At 67.6% G+C, this 18,008-nt stretch carries 15 protein-coding genes; 6 read left to right on the plus strand and 9 right to left on the minus strand.

All coding sequences use genetic code 11. The features are described 5' to 3' along the window. Positions 1-149 precede the first annotated feature (149 nt). The 3 genes from ACIQ3R_RS02330 to ACIQ3R_RS02340 are packed head-to-tail and all read right to left on the minus strand — an operon-like array spanning position 150 to position 3,028. Entirely contained in the window at positions 150-1,319 is a 1,170-nt protein-coding gene (locus ACIQ3R_RS02330; protein ID WP_397414638.1) for an ABC transporter permease, read from the minus strand. Continuing rightward, positions 1,316-1,999, minus strand: coding sequence for an ABC transporter ATP-binding protein (locus tag ACIQ3R_RS02335; protein WP_397414640.1), 684 nt, complete (start codon positions 1,997-1,999; stop codon positions 1,316-1,318). The genes ACIQ3R_RS02330 and ACIQ3R_RS02335 overlap by 4 nt, the downstream gene beginning before the upstream one ends. A 21-nt stretch (positions 2,000-2,020) precedes the next feature. After that, on the minus strand, positions 2,021-3,028 hold the full coding sequence (locus ACIQ3R_RS02340) for an efflux RND transporter periplasmic adaptor subunit (RefSeq protein ID WP_397414642.1): 1,008 nt from the start codon (positions 3,026-3,028) through the stop codon (positions 2,021-2,023). A 755-nt stretch (positions 3,029-3,783) separates the two neighbouring features. On the opposite strand from ACIQ3R_RS02340, the gene cobT reads away from it, so the two are divergent. Continuing rightward, positions 3,784-5,736 carry a cobaltochelatase subunit CobT gene (gene cobT, locus ACIQ3R_RS02345; RefSeq protein WP_397414644.1) on the plus strand — a complete coding sequence of 651 codons (1,953 nt, stop codon included), beginning with the start codon at positions 3,784-3,786 and terminating at the stop codon, positions 5,734-5,736. After that, the gene (locus tag ACIQ3R_RS02350) at positions 5,733-6,695 is read left to right on the plus strand and encodes an esterase-like activity of phytase family protein (RefSeq protein ID WP_397414646.1); all 963 of its coding nucleotides are present in this window, start codon (positions 5,733-5,735) and stop codon (positions 6,693-6,695) included. The genes cobT and ACIQ3R_RS02350 overlap by 4 nt, the downstream gene beginning before the upstream one ends. Positions 6,696-6,748: 53 nt before the next feature. Here ACIQ3R_RS02350 and rpmB read toward each other — a convergent pair whose 3' ends face one another. Continuing rightward, entirely contained in the window at positions 6,749-7,042 is a 294-nt protein-coding gene (gene rpmB, locus ACIQ3R_RS02355) for a 50S ribosomal protein L28 (protein ID WP_397414649.1), read from the minus strand. Positions 7,043-7,443: 401 nt separating this feature from the next. Here rpmB and ACIQ3R_RS02360 point away from each other — a divergent pair, with 401 nt between their 5' ends. The 3 genes from ACIQ3R_RS02360 (at position 7,444) to ACIQ3R_RS02370 (ending at position 9,541) form a co-directional block, all read left to right on the plus strand. Further along, positions 7,444-8,259, plus strand: coding sequence for an oxaloacetate decarboxylase (locus tag ACIQ3R_RS02360; RefSeq protein WP_397414652.1), 816 nt, complete (start codon positions 7,444-7,446; stop codon positions 8,257-8,259). A 51-nt stretch (positions 8,260-8,310) separates the two neighbouring features. Further along, on the plus strand, positions 8,311-8,700 hold the full coding sequence (gene cdd / locus ACIQ3R_RS02365) for a cytidine deaminase (RefSeq protein WP_397414654.1): 390 nt from the start codon (positions 8,311-8,313) through the stop codon (positions 8,698-8,700). A 61-nt stretch (positions 8,701-8,761) separates the two neighbouring features. Beyond that, on the plus strand, positions 8,762-9,541 hold the full coding sequence (locus ACIQ3R_RS02370; RefSeq protein WP_397414657.1) for a DUF1499 domain-containing protein: 780 nt from the start codon (positions 8,762-8,764) through the stop codon (positions 9,539-9,541). Between the two features lie 6 nt (positions 9,542-9,547). Here the strand turns inward: ACIQ3R_RS02370 and ACIQ3R_RS02375 are convergent, their stop codons facing one another. The 5 genes from ACIQ3R_RS02375 to ACIQ3R_RS02395 all read right to left on the minus strand — a co-directional run bounded on the left by ACIQ3R_RS02375 (position 9,548) and on the right by ACIQ3R_RS02395 (position 16,066). Continuing rightward, complete coding sequence (locus tag ACIQ3R_RS02375) at positions 9,548-10,969, minus strand: dihydrolipoyl dehydrogenase family protein (RefSeq protein ID WP_397414660.1); 1,422 nt, start codon at positions 10,967-10,969, stop codon at positions 9,548-9,550. Beyond that, positions 10,966-11,697, minus strand: a complete 732-nt coding sequence (locus ACIQ3R_RS02380) for a TVP38/TMEM64 family protein (RefSeq protein WP_397414662.1) — start codon at positions 11,695-11,697, stop codon at positions 10,966-10,968. The genes ACIQ3R_RS02375 and ACIQ3R_RS02380 overlap by 4 nt, the downstream gene beginning before the upstream one ends. A 336-nt stretch (positions 11,698-12,033) precedes the next feature. Further along, the gene (locus ACIQ3R_RS02385; RefSeq protein ID WP_397414664.1) at positions 12,034-14,199 is read right to left on the minus strand and encodes a TonB-dependent receptor; all 2,166 of its coding nucleotides are present in this window, start codon (positions 14,197-14,199) and stop codon (positions 12,034-12,036) included. Positions 14,200-14,436: 237 nt separating this feature from the next. Then, on the minus strand, positions 14,437-15,423 hold the full coding sequence (locus ACIQ3R_RS02390) for a FecR family protein (RefSeq protein WP_397414666.1): 987 nt from the start codon (positions 15,421-15,423) through the stop codon (positions 14,437-14,439). 97 nt (positions 15,424-15,520) lie between these two features. Next, entirely contained in the window at positions 15,521-16,066 is a 546-nt protein-coding gene (locus tag ACIQ3R_RS02395; RefSeq protein WP_397414668.1) for an RNA polymerase sigma factor, read from the minus strand. 183 nt (positions 16,067-16,249) lie between these two features. Here ACIQ3R_RS02395 and ACIQ3R_RS02400 point away from each other — a divergent pair, with 183 nt between their 5' ends. Further along, the gene (locus tag ACIQ3R_RS02400; protein WP_397414671.1) at positions 16,250-17,950 is read left to right on the plus strand and encodes a class I adenylate-forming enzyme family protein; all 1,701 of its coding nucleotides are present in this window, start codon (positions 16,250-16,252) and stop codon (positions 17,948-17,950) included. Positions 17,951-18,008: the final 58 nt, after the last annotated feature.

Consider the following 18,008-nt stretch of genomic DNA (forward strand, 5'->3'; position numbering starts at 1 on the left):
TGGCCAGCGACAGGAACCCCAGCAGCACCGCCACAACCAGGGCGATGGACACCACGGTCGCCAGCGACATCCAAAGGCGCTGCGGGATGGACCGCACGTTCATGGCGATCACGGAGCGGGTCTGGCCCATCAGGCTCATGACGGTTCTCCTAGCGCCGGTTCAAGGCGTCGACGATGCTCATGCGCAGGGCGGACGCCGCCGGAATCGCCCCGGTCACCAGACCCAGCGTGATCGCCAGCAGGAGTCCGCTTAGCGCCACGAGAGGCGACATCGAGAGATCGCCGAAGGTTGACGCCACCGGAGAGTTCGACAGCCCCGCGAGAACGAACGCCGAGACCGCCAGCCCCAGCACAGCCCCCATTGTCGAGAGCAGCAAAGCCTCGCCCAACACCATGCGAAGCACGCGCGGACTGGAGAACCCGAGTGTTTTCATCACTCCGATTTCCTTGGTGCGCTCGCGCATGGCCGAGACCAGGGTGGTGCTGACGATCATCAGAATCGCGGCGAAGGCCGCCGCCACGACCATGGTGACGATGAAATTCAGGTCGCCGGCCTGCTTCAGGAAGGCCTGGGCGAAGGTCTTCTCATCGACCGTCGAGGTTTCGTAGGGTGAGTTGGCGAACGCCGCGTCGATCGTCTTGGCAATCTGGTTGTTGAGGTCCACCGAGGCCGTGCGCACCGCCACATTGCCGATCTGGTCGCGGCCGAAGGTGGTCGTCTCGTTCAGATACTCATAGTGGAAGTAGAGGGCGGTCGTGGAATCCGTGGGTTTCGCGCCCGAAAAAATGCCGGTGATCTTCATGTCCCAGGTGCGACGGCCGTCTGGCTTCACATAGATGTTGGAGCTGATCGGCACCGTCTGCCCCAGTTTCCAGCCATACTGATCCGCCAGCGCCTTGCCCACAATCACGCCGGTCCGCTCGGCGATGAAGGCTTTCTTCTCAGCTTCCGTGAGCCGGATATCATTGGCGTACAGAGCGACATAGGTGGCGGGGTCAACCGCAAAGCCGACAAAGCGACTGGTTCGTTGATCCTGAAAATAAGCCCCGAACCAGCTGGAATGGGTCACCCCGGTCACACCCGGAACCGCGGCGATGCGGTTTACGTAAGCGATGGGAAGCGGCTGGGTGAAATTGATCTTGTTGGACACGATCAAGCGATCGTTGGCCGCGCCGGTTTCCGAAGCCCGGTTCAGGGCCACATTCAAGCTGGTCAGCATCCCGAAGATCAGGAACGCCATGAAGATCGAGACCGTCAGCAGAATGGTGCGCAGCGGCTTGCGGAACAGGTTCTTCCGGACCAGGTCAAAGTCGGTCATGCGGTGACCTCCGCAAAACTGCCCTTGTCGAGGTGTAGGGTGCGGTTGGCGAACCGGGCGGCTTCCGGATCATGGGTGACCATGATGATGGTCTTGCCCAGTTCGCGGTTGAGCTGCTGCAGGGTTCGCAGGATGTCATTGGCAGTATTGCGGTCCAGGTCGCCAGTGGGCTCGTCGCAGAGCAACAGCTTGGGGTCAGACACGATGGCCCGCGCAATCGCCACGCGTTGCTGCTGGCCGCCGGACAGTTCTTTCGGCTTGTGTTTGGCCCGGTCAGAGAGCTCGACGATTTTGAGCGCCGTTGCCACATTTTCCCGTCGCTTCTTGGCCGGAAGCTTGGTCAGCATCAGCGGTAGCTCGACGTTCTGGGCCGCCGTCAGGACGGGCATAAGATTGTAGAACTGGAAGATGAAGCCGACGCTTCGGGCCCGCCAGGCCGCCAACTGACCCTCGGAGTAGCCGTCGATCCGTTCGCCGTCGAAGATGATCTGGCCGCCATCGCAGCGGTCGGTGCCGCCCAGCAGGTTCAGCAGGGTGGTCTTGCCCGAGCCCGAGGGCCCCATGATGGCCACGAAATCCCCCTTCTCGATCGACATGGTCAGGCCATCGAAAATGGCGATGCCTTCCTTGCCCCGACGATAGTTCTTGGTGACGTTGTTCAGCTGAATGAGGGCGCTCATCGCAATGTCCTGCGGTCGGGGTCAGGTTCGGGGTTCAAGGAAGGTGACCTTCACGGCCATCTCCGGGAGAATGCGGACGTCCTTGGAGTCAAAGCCGATGCGGACGCGGACCGTGGCCTTGTCCCGGCTGGCGGTCGGGATCTTGGCGATCACCCGGGCGGGCAGCACGGTGTCAGGGAAGGCGTCAAGGATCGCTTCCACCTTCTGGCCGTTGGTCACGCGGCCGATGTAGGCCTCGTTGACGTCCACCTCGATCTCGAGGCTGTCCATGTCGACGATGGTGCAGATGCCGGTTCGCGTGAAGCCGCCGCCGGCTGACAACGGCGAGATGATTTCGCCAGGCTGGGCGGCCTTGTCGATCACGATCCCGGAAAAGGGCGCCCGGATCTCATACCGGCTCAACTGGACCTGCGTGCGATTGGACTCGGAGCGCGCCGCCACCAGTTGGGCGCGCGACAGATCCGCCTGAGCTTCCGCCACCCGCGCCCTCAGGGCAGCCTCCTGGACACTGGCCTCGCTGACGAAGCCGGTCTTGGCCAGGGTCTCGGCCCGCACCAGATCGCGCTGCGCCTGGGCGTACTGCAGTTGCGCCGAGTTGACGGCGGCCTGCGCCGACAGAGCCCGCGCGCGATTGGAGGCCGCGTCGACCGCGGCCAGCGATCCATCCAGCACGGCCAGCACCTGGCCGGCGCGGACCGCCTGGCCTTCCTCGACCCGTACCTCAACGACACGACCGGTGACTTCCGCGGCGACAGTGGCCCGGGTCCGCGCGACGACATAGCCGGACGCCGTCAACCCGCCCGCCGGCGCGACAACCTTGCCCGGCGTCGCGGCGGTCTGGACCGCTTCGGCGGCGACGGGCCTGGCCTTCGGCGCAGGCTTGAGGAACCAGCCGGCCCCGGCGCCGACCAGAACACCGCCGGCGACAATCGCGATCAGAAGCACGGGAGAGGCTCGACCAGTGTCCTCGTCGTCGCGGGAACGGTCGATACTGAGCGACTTCAAAAGCTCCGACTTGTCTTCGTTCAAGACCGCTTGCCTCTCGACTGACACTGACGTTTACGACGTCGTCTTATCTAATCCGAGACGCGGCGTTTGGGCAGAGCGAAAGCAGCGATACCTGCAGTCGCTACGGTCTCGAAGGGGTAGTGCCGGTCGAACGGCAACGGGTCCGTAGTTTGGCGCAGCTACCCAATCCTAACCTGGCTTCAGCCCATGACGGCCTCCCACCCGGCCAGGGCGGCTGAGCGTCGTTCGCCGTAGAGGTCTCGGCTGTTGAGATGGCGCTCCATCGGTTCGATTTCACCTGCCGGCAAGGTCCGCCATCCCCCATTGACGACATTCATGGCTTCCGGTTTGTGCGACGCGGATTCGAAGGTCGAAAGTGTCGCTCTATCCCTCGATCACCAGAACCCCCACCTTCGGCAGGGCGAATCTAAGTTCTTTATATGTTCTTGCGTAGTCGCTTTCGGTGAGCTAGGGTCTCCACCCTTCAAGTCTACCCCGAGCCGCCCGGCGCCCAATGCGCCAGGATTGCGCACCAAGTCTCGATTTTACATTGATTTCATTGATGAAAATCCTGCGAAAAGCGCGTTTTGAGTCCAGCATTCGCGACATTTTCAGGCTCGCAGTCCCCTCTCGCCAACGGGACGGGAAGAGCCCCATCCGTGAGATCCGTGGTTCCACACCCTTCAGCCGCCCAGTCGGTCCTGCTCGCAACCTTCGCCCTGCCCGCCATTTCCCGGTTCCCCGCCCCCCGCCGCCTGTTCTAAGACAAACCCGCCATGGCCAAGACCCCGGAGAGTCCGCTCGAGCCCTTCAAGCGCGCCTTGGCGCACGCCGCGCGGTCGCTTGCCGAAACGCCGGATCTGGAGATCGTCTATTCGGGCGAAGGCCCGCAGCTCTCCGGCAACCGGGCGATCCTGCCCCATCCGCCGCGCGACCTGACGCCCGAGGACGCCTCGCGCATCCGGGGCCTCGCCGACCAGATGGCGCTCCGGGTCGCCCACCATGATCCGGCGGCGCACGCCAAGTCGCGGCCGGCGTCCGGCGGCGGCCAGCCGATCTATGATGCACTGGAGCAGGCGCGGATCGAGGCTATCGGCGCCAACGCCATGGGCGGGGTGCGCGAGAACCTGAACGCGGTGATGGCCCAGGCCTGGTCGCGGCGGTCATTCAACGAAATCGAGGCCATGGCCAATCCGCCGCTGGCGGATGTCGTGTCACTGATGGTGCGCGAGCGACTCACCGGCCAGCCGCCGCCGCCCATGGCCCGCGCCCTGGTCGACCTGTTCCGCGCCGATGTCGAAGCCCGCGCCGGCGCCGACCTCGACCGGCTGGCGGCCTCGGTCGATGACCAGAAGGCCTTCGCCCGGATCAGTCGCACCATCATCCGCGACCTCGACATGGGCGACGACCTGTCCGACGCCCCCGACCAGCCGGACGACGACGCCGACGGCTCCGAGGAGGGCGAGCCCGAAGCCTCCGACAGCGACGACGACGGCGAGGGCGAGACCCAGTCCCCGCAGCAGACCGCGATGGACGACGACGACGGCTCGGCCCGCGAGAGCGACGATTCCGACGCCCAGATGATGCCGTCCGACGACGACGCCGACCTCGACGACTCGGACGAGCCGGCCGAGATGGGCGACGGCGACCAGCCCGCTAGGCCCGACCCTTCGGGCGACAATCGCGCGGTCACCTACAAGGTCTTCACCACCGCGCATGATGAAGTGACCGCCGCCGAGGAGCTTTGCGATCCCGAGGAGCTGACGCGCCTCAGGGCCTATCTCGACCAGCAGCTGGCCAGCGTCTCCAATGTGGTCTCCAGGCTGGCCAACCGGCTGCAGCGCAAGCTTCTGGCGCAGCAGAACCGCTCGTGGAGCTTCGACCTCGAGGAGGGCCTCCTCGACACCGCGCGCCTCACCCGCGTGATCACCGACCCGACCGCCTCGCTCGCCTTCAAGGAGGAGGAGGACACCGAGTTCCGCGATACGGTGGTGACCATCCTGATCGACAATTCCGGCTCGATGCGCGGCCGCCCGATCATGGTCGCCGCCGTCTGCGCCGACATCCTGGCGCGCACGCTGGAGCGGTGCAGCGTCAAGACCGAGATACTGGGTTTCACCACCCGCGCCTGGAAGGGCGGCTCCTCGCGGGAAGACTGGCTGAAGGCGGCCAAGCCCGCCCAGCCCGGCCGTCTGAACGACCTGCGCCACATCATCTACAAGGCCGCCGACGCCCCCTGGCGCCGCGCCCGGCGCAACCTGGGCCTGATGATGCGCGAGGGTCTTCTGAAGGAAAACATCGACGGCGAGGCCCTGATGTGGGCCCACCAGCGGCTGATCGGACGGCCCGAGGCCCGGCGCATCCTGCTGGTGATTTCCGACGGCGCGCCGGTGGACGACAGCACCCTGTCGGTGAACTCCGGCCACTATCTGGAGCGGCACCTGCGCGACGTGATCGGCGAGATCGAGGCCAAGAGCCCGGTGCAGCTGATCGCCATCGGCATCGGCCACGACGTCACCCGCTACTATCGCAACGCCGTCACCATCGTGGACGTGGAACAGCTCGCCGGCGCCATGGTCGAACAGCTGGCCGACCTCTTCGACGAGGAGGTGCGCAAGGTCACCCGCAAGACCGCCAGCCTGCTGGCGCCGCCGCCCAACACCCAGGGCCCGCAAGGTAGCGGGCCGCGCCGCTCGACCTTCAAGGAAGTTCGAAGGGCGACGGCGTGAGAGGGCTGGGGGCCGCGCTGATCGCGCTGGCCCTGGCGGCCTGCGCGCCGCAGTCGCCGCCTTTGCCGGCCGCACCGGTCGCGGCTGGACCGGCTATCCGCGTGGTCGCTCAGCCTGTCCCCGAGGGTGTTGAGCGGCCGGATGGCCGTTTCGTCTGGGCCGGGGGGCTTGCGCTCACCTCGCTGGACTCCGCACGCCTGCATGGACTCTCCGACCTCGAGGTCAGCCCCGACCTGAAATTCATCGCCGTCAGTGATGATGGCGATCTGGTGCGCGGCCGCATCACCTTAGATGACGCCGGGCGGCTCTCCGGCGTCGCGGACGTCACCCTGCGACCGCTAAGCGACGCTAAGGGTCAGTCGATCTCCGGCGACAAGCTCCGCGCCGACGCCGAGGGGCTGGTGGTTTGGCCCAACGGCGATCTGATGGTCAGTTTCGAGCGCGATCACCGTATCTGGGTTTATCCGGCCGCCGGCGGCCCGCCTCGCGTAGCGCCCCATCCCAGGACCTCCTTTCCCGACAACGACGGCATGGAGGCGCTGGCGCGCGCGCCGGCGCTGGGCGCCAACGCCTATCTGGTCGGACGCGAAGACACCCGTGAAACCTGGATCTGCCGCCTGTCGGCTGAATGCAGGCCCGGGTTTACCGCACCCAGCGAGGGCCCAGGCGCCCTGGTCGCCGCCCGCGCCCTGCCGGGCGGTCGCTGGGCGCTTCTGCTCCGCGACTTCCAGCCGCTGTTCGGCAACACGATCCAGCTGGTGATCACAGACACCGCCGGCAAGCCGCTCGATCGCCTGACCATCCGCCGCCCCGCCACCGTGGACAACCACGAGGGCCTGGCCGCCCTGCCCCGCCGGGACGGATCGATCCGCTTCTATGTGCTGTCCGACGACAACTTCAATCCGGCCCAGCGCTCGCTGCTGGTCGCCTATGACTGGACGCCCGCGCTGAAGCGCTAACGAAAAAGGCCGCCCCGCAGGACGGCCTCTTCAAACGCTCAATCTCTGGAAGCTCAGGCGGCCTGTTCGGCCAGCTTCGCCTTCAGCTGGCGCTTGATGCGCAGCGCCTTGACCGAGAGCACCTCATCTCGCGCCTTGAGCAGCACGGGGTCGAGGCCGCCCTTGAAGTCGAGCGTGCGTAGCGCCGCGTTGGTGACCCGCAGGCTGAAGGTCTGGCCCAGCGCATCCGACTGCAGCTTCACAGCGGCGAGGTTCGGCATGAACCGGCGCTTGGTCTTGATGTTGGAGTGGCTGACGTTGTGACCGACCATCGGGCCGACACCGGTAAGCTCGCAGCGACGCGACATCGCGGACACCTTCGCATAGATCAAAAGCGCGTCGGACGGGCGTCCGCGCGGGGAGCGGGCATATAGGGGAAGGCGCCCGGGCCCGTCAAGGCGAAGGCTTCCCCACCGTTGTCATCCCGGTTTCGCCCTCGCGAAGCGGGCAAAGACCGGCACCTCCAGCGCCTGAGGTCGCCAAGTTCGCAACACCTCGCCGACTTTCGGCGAATCGAGCCGGAGGTCCCGGTCTTTCGCGTGCCGCGAAAACCGGGATGACACAGGAAGGGCATGTTCCCGCCGTTGTGCCCCGACGCGACTCGACCGCAACATCTCGTAGGGAACAGAGACGGAATTCGCGCGAGTCAGCGATTCGGTCGCGCTTCGTTGCGTGCGCGTTCCGGTATCAATCAAAGAGGGAGTTTCACATGCCGACGCCGGCCGAAAAGCGCGCTCGCTTTCGCGCTCTCCACGCCGAAGGCTGCTTCGTGATCCCCAACTTCTGGGACGCCGGCAGCGCCCGGATGCTTCAGAATCTGGGCTTCCCCGCGGTGGCCTCTTCCAGCGCCGGCTTCGCCTGGACACAGGGGTTGCTCGACAACGCCGTGACGCTGGAGGCCAAGCTCGACCACCTGGCCGCTGTCTGCGCCGTCACCGATGCGCCGGTGAATGCGGACTTCGAGAACGGCTTCGCCGATGCGCCGGAAGCGGTGGCGACCAACGCCCTGAAGGCGCTGGCGGCCGGCGTCGCCGGCCTCTCCATCGAGGACATGATCCGGGGTCCGGAGCGCGCGCTCTACGACGACATCCAGGCGATCGAGCGCATCGCCGCCGCCCGCGCGGCGCTGGACGCGGAGGGCTCGGGCGCAGTGCTGGTGGCCCGGGCCGAGGGCATTCTGGTCGGGCGCATGGGTGTCTCCGAGGCCATCGACCGCCTCGTCGCCCTGGCCGACGCGGGCGCTGACTGCCTGTTCGCGCCGGGCCTGCGCGAGCCCGCCGACATCGCCGCAGCCGTCCGCGCCGTGGCGTCCAGGCCGCTCAGCGTGCTGATGATGACGCCCGGCGCCACGGTAGCCCAGTTCGCTGACCTCGGCGTCCGCCGGATCAGCGTGGGCGGCTCGCTCGCCCGCGCCGCTTGGGGCGGCTTCCTCGCCGCCGTCCGCCAGATCAAGGACGAAGGGCGGTTCGAGGCGCTGGCGTCGGGGGCGTCAGGGGCGGAGCTGAAGGCGCTGCTAGGCCGTTGACTTACGCCGCCCGCCTTCCCCCTAGGCGAGACGCGCACTAGCCTCGCGGTCATGACCCCCGACGAGATGACCGCCGAGCTGCGCCGCCGGCTGGCCTTCAGCCACGCGCCATACTCCAACGTGCGCGTCGCCGCCGCCGTCGAGGGGCCGGACGGGCGCGTCCACTTCGGGGTGAATGTGGAGAACGCCGCCTACCCGGAAGGCGTCTGCGCCGAGGCCAGCGCGATCTCAGCGGCTGTGGGCGACGGCCAGAAGTCCCTTCGGCGGGTCTGGGTGGCGTCGTCGCTGCCGGCGGCTATCTGGCCCTGCGGCGGGTGCCGCCAGAAGATCTGGGAGTTCGCCACGGCGGGCTGCGAGGTGCTCAGTCAGGCTCCTGACGGAACCACGGAGACGGAGACCATCGAGGCGCTGCTGCCGCGCGGCTTTCGCCTGCCTCGCTGAGGGCTGGCGGAATGACGCTGATCGTGGAACCCTTGTGCCGACAACTCGGGGAGAAGCCGGCGTGAAACTGAACTTCGGGCGCATCGCCCTCATCGTCTCGGCGCTGTTGCCGGTGGTGTTCCTGGTCGGCGCCCTGGGGGTGAAGTTCGGGCTTTGGCCCTGGACCATCGGCCTGTTCATGACACCGCTCTATCTGGTGGCGGCGATCCTGGTCGCCCTGGTCGCCGTGATCGTCAGCCTGATCCGCAAGCCGCGCCAGGGAGTCGGCGCGGCCTTGGGCGCCCTGGCCATCCCGCTCCTGGTGGTCGGCGGCTTCGTTGGGTTGCAGGCAAGCCGGGGAGCGGTTCCCCCGATCCACGATGTCACCACCAACATCGCCGACGCGCCCCGCTTCACGCCTGCGACCCTGGCTGCGCGTCAGGCGTTCGGCGCCAATCCGGTGGGCGAGATGACCGCCAAGCTCGGCAGCACGCCCGCCTACGCCAACAACGCCGCGCTCAAGGACAAGACGCTGGGCGAAGTCGGCGCCGCGGCCTATCCCGCGCTCAAACCGCTCAGCGCCGCCGCCGATCCGGCCGCGACCTACGCCGCGGCCCTGGCCGAAGCCCAGGCGCAGGGCTGGAAGATCACCACACAGGATCCCGCCGCCGGCGTCGTGGAAGCCGTGGCCGAAACCGCTCTGTTCGGCTTCAAGGACGATGTGACGATCCGGGTTCGACCGTCGGGCGCAGGCTCGGTCGTCGATGTTCGCTCCACCTCACGCGTGGGCCTTTCGGACATGGGCACCAACGCCAAGCGGATCACCGGCTACCTCGCAGCGCTGGACGCCAACCTGCCGTAGGTCGGGTCAGGCGAAGCGCTTCAGCACCGACACCAGCCTCCGGGTCCGGTCGGAGAACAGGGCTGGTGTGTAGAACTGGCCCGCCAGTCGCTTGGCGATCTCGCCTCGGGTCGGATAGGGCGCGATCATGCCGGTGAAGGCGCCCAGCTTCACCCCGCCCGAAAGCGCCAGCGACCAGATGTGGATGTGATCGCCGGCGTGACGGCCGACCAGCGTGACGCCCAGCACCTTGCCGGCCTTGGTCAGGATCAGCTTGCCGAAGCCGCGCCCATCGCCTTCGGCCTGGGCCCGATCGTTGTCGTGAAACGGGAAGGTCTCCACCCGGATTCCGGCGCCGTGCGCCGTGCGCGCCTCGGCCTCGGTGAGACCCACGCTGGCCACCTCGGGATCGCAATAGGTCACGCGCGGCACCACCAGCGCATCGGCGTTGACCGGCAGGCCGAAAATCGCGCGGCGAACGACGAGGCCCGCATGAGCGCCGGCCAAGTGGGTGAACTGACCCCGCCCCGCGGCATCGCCCACCGCGAACACACGCGGATTGGTCGTGCGCAGATCCCGGCGCGTGGTGATCCCGGCCTGGGTGTAGGCGATACCGCCAGCCTCCAGGTTCAGGCCGCTGATCGCCGGCCGGCGGCCCACAGCGATCAGCAGGTGCGTGCCCTCAATCCGACGCGCCGAAGCGCCCTCGCCCACCACCACGACCGGGCCGGCTTCCACCGCCGTCGCCGGGGCGCCGGTCAGAACCTCCACACCATCGGCGGCCAGCTGTTCAGCCACCACGGCGGCGCACGCCGGATCTTCCCGAGGCAACAGCACGCCGGCCTCGATGATCGTCACCTCTGAACCCAGCCGGCGGAACGCCTGGCCAAGCTCGACCCCGATGGGTCCGCCGCCCAGCACGATCAGCCGCTTGGGCAGGGCGTTCAGCCCGAACACGGTCTCGTTGGTCAGGTAGGGAACCTGATCGAGGCCCGGGATCGGCGGAACCGCCGCATGCGAACCCGTCGCGACAACAAACTTCCGCGCCCGCACCTGTACGCTGTCCGAACCCACCGTGCGGGCGTCCTCGAACCGGGCCGGTTCGCGGATCACGGTGACGCCCAGGCCCTCGAAACGCTCCTGGCTGTCTATGGGCGCGATGGTCTCGATGGTCTTGTGGACGTGAGCCATGACGGCGGCGAAATCGACGGTGACCTTGCCGGCCTTCACGCCCAAGCGCCCGGCGTCGCGTGCGGACTGCGCCGCCTCGCCCGCCGCGATCAACGCCTTGGACGGCACACAGCCATAGTTCAGGCAGTCGCCGCCCATCTCGCCCTTTTCGAAGAGCACGGTGGAAAGGCCCAGTTGCGCCGCCCCGGCCGCCACTGACAGGCCGCCGGACCCCGCGCCGATGACGCAGATGTCGGCGGTGATCTCGCGGCGGCTCATGTTGCGGTGTCCTTCTTGGCCAACTCCTTCTTAGCTCGTCGGCGCTGATAGAGCGTGGCGCCCAGTGAGAGCAGGCCCAGCGCCACCAGCGGGCCGAAGATCGCCGGCTCGAAGATCACGCCCAGGTCCGGCGCCTCGCCCCGCGCGGCCAGTTCGCCCAGGCCCGCGCCGATGCCGGAATAGATGTAGGTGGCCGGCATGATGCCGAGGCATGTCGCCAGAGCGTAGGCGCGCAGCGGCGCCTGGGCGAGGCCCCCCGCCACATTGACCAACCAGAACGGCGCCAGCGGGATCAGTCGGAGCGTCAGGATGTAGCCGAAAGCGCCCGCCTGCACCCCGTCGATCACCGACTTCAGCGTGCCCCCGGACGCCTCCGCCCGCTCGCGGATCGTCTGGCCGAGCGAAGTACGGACCACATAGAAAATGATCACCGCCCCGACGGTGGCCGCGAGCACCGTGGCCGTGCCGCCGATCCAGGTGCCGAACAGGTAGCCGCCGGCCAGCGTCAGGATGGTCGCGCCTGGCAGGCTGACGGCCACGACGGCGGCGTAGACGACCACGAAGACCAACAGCGCCAGGGCCAGGTTGGCGCCGACGAACCCGCGCAACGCCGCGTCATTGGCCTGGAGGGTTTCCAGGTTGAGGTAGCGCGTCACCCCGCTCGCGAACGCGGCGATGATCACCGCCACCAGCACGAGCAAAGGCAGGTATCGGCGAAGCTTGGCCATGCGGTCTCCCCGGGGCGGCGATCCGCCGACGCGCAGGGTTAGCCGGATACGGAGCGTGCGGAAACCGTCAAGCGGCGTCAGAGCCCTGGCGGTGGCTTGAAGGTTGGCCGATCTGATCCGGAGGGCAGGCCAGAGGCGCGGCCCGGGACGCTCTCCTCGTCCGGGCCGCGCTCAGCTTTCCGAGGCGCACAAAGGCTCGGGAACGTGCGCCGCGTCAGCTACAGCGCCGGATCGCCGGCGCCTCTACCCTGATCCGTGCGCCCTGGGGAAAGCGCGGGATCGAGGTGAAGACGGCGCCCGGATTCTCACCCCCTAGGCCGGCTTGCGAAAAAAGTTTCAGAGCGCGGCGGAGAGCGTCACGCCGATGGTCACCGGCCGCTGCGGCGTGATCTGACGCACGCCCTCGGGGTTGAACGGATTGCCGAAGGCGAAGGTGTCGCCCACCGAATCCAGCGGGTTGATCGCATAGATCTGAACTCCGAGATCGCCACGGCTGAGTTCCGCCGAGAGCTTGGTGCGGGCATAGCCGCCGGTGCGCGGCAGGCTGGCGTCGAAGGTCAGGCGCGTGGGGCCCACATAGGTCGCCTGGCCCACCAGACGGACCATCCAGTCCGAGCCCAGCTCGCGCTCCCAGGAGATCACCGCACCGCCGGAGATCGAAGGCGCGCCGGGCAGGCCGTTGACCAGCCGATTGGTGAACTCCGGATTCACGTTCAGCGTACGGGTGCGGGACAGCCGGCCATTGATCTGGGCGGTCAGGCCGCCGGGACCGCGCCAGCCGATCTCAGTCTCCAGTCCTAGGGTCCGGGCGTCGCCTGCGTTGGTGGTGTAGGGGATGCCCGAGGGGCGGAACTGGTCGGTCTGGATATTGGTCCAGGCGCTGTAGAACACGGCCGAGTTCACGGTTAGCTGATCGTTAAACAGGGCGGTCTTGAGACCCAGCTCCAGGTTCAGCAGACGGTCCGGCGCGAACACTTCGCGGGCCGGCGTCAGCGGCAACGCGCCGCCGGAATTGATCCCCCCCGAACGGTGACCTTCCGAAGCCACCGCATAGACGAAGTCGCCCGAAGCGAAGGATTTCTGCAGCGAGAGTTTGGGCGAAAAACCCCGGAAGCGCGTCCGGCGTTCCAGGGTTCGCGGCGCGAACCGCTCGGAGACGACATCCGAGCGGGTGTCGGTGCGGTTGTCGAAGAGCCGCCCGCCCACCGCCAAGATCCAGCCGTCGCCAAACCGCCAGGCCGCCTCGCCATAGGCCGCCAGTTCGCGAATGTCGTCGCGGCGATCATCGCCATAAACCAGGATGTTGGGCGCGCGCGGCACCTGGGCCAGGAACTCGGTCGGTGAGGCCACCTTGGTGTCGGAGCCGTAGAACCCGACCAGCCACTCGATGTCGCCCGCGCCACGCGAGGTCAGCACCAAATCCTGCACCAGCATCTCGGTGCGGGTCCGCTCGGAATAGGCCGAGGTGCGGGCGAACGCGGTGTAGAGCTCCTGAGTGGCTGTGGCGTCGAACAGGCTGCCATAGCGGTGACGCACATAGCCGCTGGCCGAGGTGAGTTCCGCCCAGCCCCACGAATAGCGCACCGTCGCGGTCGCCAGCTCGATGTCGTTGACGTGCGGTTCGGGAATGCGCACCGCCCGCTTCAGGCCCAGACCCGGGCTCGTATAGTGCGTGTCTTCGGAGCGCAGGTGCTGGCCGACGCCGGTCAGCGTCACGCTCCAATTGTCGGAGGGGCTGACCAGAAGCGAGACCCGCGCGCCCTGCCGCAGGGTCTCATCGACGTTGGAACGCGCCTGCAGCACGTCGTCCAGATAACCGCCCTGGGTCTCGTGGTAGCCCGCAACGCGGAGCGCCGCCACGTCACGCCAGATCGGCAGATTGACATAGGCCTCTCCGGCATAGCTCTCCGCGCCGCCCTTGGTCAGGGCGCCGGAGCCCCGAGCCTCCGCCGACCAGTCGCGCAGGTCGGGCTTACGGGTGACAATCCGATAGACTCCGCTCAGCGATCCGGCGCCATAGAGCGCACCCTGCGGCCCTCGCGCCACTTCCACCCGGTCAACATCCACCAGCCTGAGGTCCGGGTCCGGCGCGTTGTAGTTGATCGGAATGTCATCGAGGTAGGTGGCGACGATCGACCGCGCCCGGCCGGTATAGGCGCCGTCGGAAAGCCCGCGCAGCAAGAGCTTGTTGCGACCCGGCCCGAGATTGGTGGCCAACACGCCGGCCAGTTGCCCCGCCGCCTCGTCCGCATCGGCCGCACCAGTGGCGTTGAGCTGGCGGCGGGGGATCGCAGTGACCGCCACCGCCAGTTCGCGGGGGCTGCGCACCCGCTTAGTGGCCGTGACCAGCAGGGTTTCGACCGTCGTCGGCGGGGCCGATTGCAGCGCCGGCGCCGGCTCCGCGCGACGGATCGCGGTCACTTCCACGGCGCCCGGGGCCACGATCCGCGCGGTGCAGGGCGCCTCCGCAAGAAGCCGACTCAGGGCCTGATCCAGAGTCATCCGGCCCGACAACGTCTGACGCCAGTCGCCGGCGCAGGCCGAAGCGCCAATCAGCGTGACATTGGCCTGCTGGGCCAGATCGAGCAGCGCTTCGCGATAGGGCTGAGGGCTGATTTCAAAGCGGATCGGCGCCGCGCGGGCGTTACCGCCGCCGATTAGCGCCGTCAGGATGCCCGAGACGGCGGCCCAATATGCCCGGCGCGCGAGGATGGTTTGATCCGCCCTAAGTCAGTTTCCTCACTTGCGGAGGAGTCGATGTCCCGAGGGCGAGGGTACCGATCTTATGGGCAGCATCAAGCTCAGTCGCGCCAACACCGCGTTCGCATCGTCAAGCACGATCACGCCGGTAATGGGCATGGCCGCGAGCTCTGCGTCGCCGATCTCGATCTGGGTGGTGAACTGACGGTTGAGGTCGGCCACCACTTCGGACAGCGGCTGTTCGCGATAAATCAGCCGGCCTGCGCGCCAGGCGAAGGCCTCGCCGGGATCGACGAACCGCACCGCTTCCGCGCCCGATGACGCAACCCGCAGGCGCTGGCCGCGGGTCAGCAGATAGGCGCCGCCATCGGCCCCGTCATGCGGCGACACCTGAACACGGCCGTGTGCGACCGTCACCGTCAGATCGCCCGAACGGGACCGCACATCGAACTGAGTTCCGAGCACGCGCACCTCCCGGCTCGGCGTCGCCACCGTAAACGGCCGCGCCGCGTCGCGGCGGACGTCGAAGATCGCCTCGCCTTCGGCCATCTCGATGGCGCGCCGGTCGCCGGTATAGCGCACCTTCAGCGTGGTTTCGGCGTTGAGATGGACGGTCGAACCGTCTGCCAGGGCGATCTCACGCCGCTCGCCCTTGCCGGTGGCGAAGGTCTGCACCTGGGAAGCCGCCAGCATCGGCGGAATAAGCACGACAGCGAGGCTGGCCGCGGCCGCGAACCCGCCCGCGCCGATCAACCAGCGCCGGCTGGGCGCGGCCTTGCGTCCAAACGCAATCACATGGGTCGGCGCGCGCATCGCGTCCAGTTCCACCAGCACCGCCGGCGCCGCCGCTTCGTATTCATGCCAGACGGAGAGCGCCACGGCGTAGGCGTCGCGATGGGCGGGGTTGACCAGCCAGGCCTCAAAGGCTTCGCCATCCGCCTCGGAGAGATCGGCGCGCTGCAGACGCGCGAGCCAGGCCAGCGCCTCGCCGCGAATCTCTTCCGCCCGGGTCTCCAAATCGCTCATAGCCTTGCCTGCCGGATCGCCGTGGTGTGGCCCGGACTGGCTTTCAGACGGCGCCGTCCGAAGCATCCCCTAGGTCCAACTGTGGAATCCTTGAGGCTCATGGCCGGAGTCTCTGGATCAGATGCCGCATGGCCGCAGCCATGTGCTGCTCGATCATCTTGGGCGACACCCCCATCATGCGGGCCGTCTCAGCCTGGGTGCGGCCCTCAAGCTTATGCAGTCGGAACGCCTGGCCCATCTTGGGCGGCAGACCGGCCACCGCCTCAGCCAGCTGACGGGCCCGCTCGCGGGCGATCAGCGCCTCGTCGGCCGGCGGTTCTTCGACCACGTCTTCGCCAAATGAGCCCGTCCGAGTCTCGGTCCGCCACTCCGCATCGCGTCGGGCGGAGCGCTGTGCGCTGCGCACATGGTCGATCATCAGATTGGCCGCCATCCGATAGAGCAGCGCGACCGGTGCGCGCACCTCGCTGTCGGCCGGGAGGGCGGCGATCTTCAGATAGAGGTCCTGCGCCAGATCCTCGGCCTGCGGCATCGAGCGTGTCCGGGCGGCCAGGAACAGCACCAGAGCTTCACGCCGCTCCAGGAAGGCGGCGAGCAGCGGATGATCCTCCGCGCGCTTGGTCCTCGCCCCCTCCGCCGACACGCCCTGCTGTCCTCACCCCGATACGCAGGGCGACGATAGGCGCCCCGATGTGATTTGTCGCCCGGCGGAACGCCGCACCGCGAGAATTCCGCTGCGGAAGTCTCGCGCTCGCCCGCTGCCTGTGGCTAAGGTCCCCGCCGACCGGGCCCAAACAAGAGGCCTTCGCCATGGGGATGACGACAGATGCACTATGCCGAACTCGACAAGGCCTGGGCCGAGCTGACCGCGCCCGGCGCACCGTTCGAGGTGACCGAGGTCGAGGTGGGCGGGGTTCCCGTCCGCATGTTCAAGAATTCACCGCCCACCGTGCGGGCCTTGTGGCTCTCCACCGCGGTGTTCGGGCCGCGCGACTATCTGATCTATGGCGATGAGCGGATCACCTATGATCAGGCCCATGCCCAGGTGGCGTCGGTCGCCAACTGGCTGGCCGCGCGCGGCGTCAAGATGGGCGACCGGGTCGCCATCGCCATGCGCAATTATCCGGAGTGGCTGATCATCTACTGGGCCTGCGCCTGCCTCGGCGTGGCCTGTGTGGGCATGAACGCATGGTGGACGACGCCGGAAATGGCCTTCGGGCTCAAGGACGCCGAGCCCAAGGTGCTGTTCGCCGACGGCGAGCGCGTGGCGCGCCTCAACGAGCAGCAAGACATGCTGGGCGACATCGTGCTCGTCACGACGCGGACCGAAAACCCGCCGGCCGGTGCGATCGCATGGTCCGATGTGGTGGCGACCGGCGGCGATCTGCCCAACGCCGAGATCCACCCTGATACCGACATGTGCATCTTCTACACCTCGGGCACCACGGGCTTCCCGAAGGGCGCGCAGCTCACGCATCGCAGCTGCATCAACAACCTGATGAACATGATGTTCGCGGGCCAGTCGACTGTGCTGGCGACTCAGCGCGCCACCGGCGTGGTTCCCGATCCCTCCGCGCCGGTCCCGATCCCCTCGGGCCTGGTGACGACGCCGCTGTTCCACGTCACCGCCAACAACTGCGGCGCCTATGCGGCGACTGCGGCAGGCGGAAAGATGGTGCTGATGCATCGCTGGGACGCGGGCGAGGCGTTGAAGCTGATCGAGCGCGAGCGCTGCACCTCGGCCGGCGGCGTGCCGGTGATGGCGCGTGAGCTGATCATGCACCCTGACTTCGACAAGTACGACACTTCCAGCCTGCTCTCGGTCGGCGGCGGCGGCGCGCAGCTGCAGCCCGACCTGGTGGCCAAGATCGACAAGGCCGTCGCCGGCGGCAGGCCTAACACCGGATACGGCATGACAGAGACGTCGGGGATCATCACCTCGATTTCCGGCGACTTCTTCGTCGACAAGCCCGCCTCCTGCGGCCGCGCCATGCCGACCTTCGAGGTCAAGGTGGTGGATGATGACGGAAACGCGCTTCCGCCCGGCCAGCCCGGCGAGCTGTGGGTCAAGGGCGCCTCGGTGATCAAGGGCTATATCAACCGGCCCGACGCCACCGGCTCATCGATCACCGACGGGTGGCTGCATACCGGCGATGTCGCCTATCTCGACGAGCAGGGCTTCATCTTCCTGGTCGACCGCAAGAAGGACATGGTGTTGCGCGGCGGCGAGAACATCTACTGCGCCGAGGTCGAGGCCGCACTGCACAAGCACGACGGCGTGGCGGAATGCTCGGTGTTCGGTGTGCCCGACGACCGACTGGGGGAGGAAGTGGGGGTTGCAGTGGTGCCCGCGCCCGGCGTCACGCTGACGCCCGATGCGCTGCGCGCCCACTGCGCCGAGCTGATCGCAAAGCACAAGATTCCCCGCTACATCTGGCTCCAGTCCGACCCCCTCCCCCGCAACGCCAACGGCAAGTTCCTGAAGCGGGAACTGCGGGAGACGCTGGACATAGCTAAAGCTGGGTGACCGCTGACCTGAGGCAGCGACGCTCCAATCTCAGGCTTGCGCGAAATGAAACCAGAGC

This window comes from Phenylobacterium sp. (assembly GCF_044371015.1).
In the GTDB taxonomy this organism is placed as follows: Bacteria; Pseudomonadota; Alphaproteobacteria; order Caulobacterales; family Caulobacteraceae; genus Phenylobacterium.

What these genes read in the sequence shown, in the direction of transcription:
- ACIQ3R_RS02330 (WP_397414638.1), bottom strand. Translation starts at nt 1,319, where the DNA reads ATGACCGACTTTGACCTGGTCCGGAAGAACCTGTTCCGCAAGCCGCTG.
- ACIQ3R_RS02335 (WP_397414640.1), bottom strand. Translation starts at nt 1,999, where the DNA reads ATGAGCGCCCTCATTCAGCTGAACAACGTCACCAAGAACTATCGTCGG.
- cobT (WP_397414644.1), top strand. Translation starts at nt 3,784, where the DNA reads ATGGCCAAGACCCCGGAGAGTCCGCTCGAGCCCTTCAAGCGCGCCTTG.
- rpmB (WP_397414649.1), bottom strand. Translation starts at nt 7,042, where the DNA reads ATGTCGCGTCGCTGCGAGCTTACCGGTGTCGGCCCGATGGTCGGTCAC.
- ACIQ3R_RS02360 (WP_397414652.1), top strand. Translation starts at nt 7,444, where the DNA reads ATGCCGACGCCGGCCGAAAAGCGCGCTCGCTTTCGCGCTCTCCACGCC.
- cdd (WP_397414654.1), top strand. Translation starts at nt 8,311, where the DNA reads ATGACCCCCGACGAGATGACCGCCGAGCTGCGCCGCCGGCTGGCCTTC.
- ACIQ3R_RS02375 (WP_397414660.1), bottom strand. Translation starts at nt 10,969, where the DNA reads ATGAGCCGCCGCGAGATCACCGCCGACATCTGCGTCATCGGCGCGGGG.
- ACIQ3R_RS02380 (WP_397414662.1), bottom strand. Translation starts at nt 11,697, where the DNA reads ATGGCCAAGCTTCGCCGATACCTGCCTTTGCTCGTGCTGGTGGCGGTG.
- ACIQ3R_RS02385 (WP_397414664.1), bottom strand. Translation starts at nt 14,199, where the DNA reads ATGACTCTGGATCAGGCCCTGAGTCGGCTTCTTGCGGAGGCGCCCTGC.
- ACIQ3R_RS02390 (WP_397414666.1), bottom strand. Translation starts at nt 15,423, where the DNA reads ATGAGCGATTTGGAGACCCGGGCGGAAGAGATTCGCGGCGAGGCGCTG.
- ACIQ3R_RS02400 (WP_397414671.1), top strand. Translation starts at nt 16,250, where the DNA reads ATGCACTATGCCGAACTCGACAAGGCCTGGGCCGAGCTGACCGCGCCC.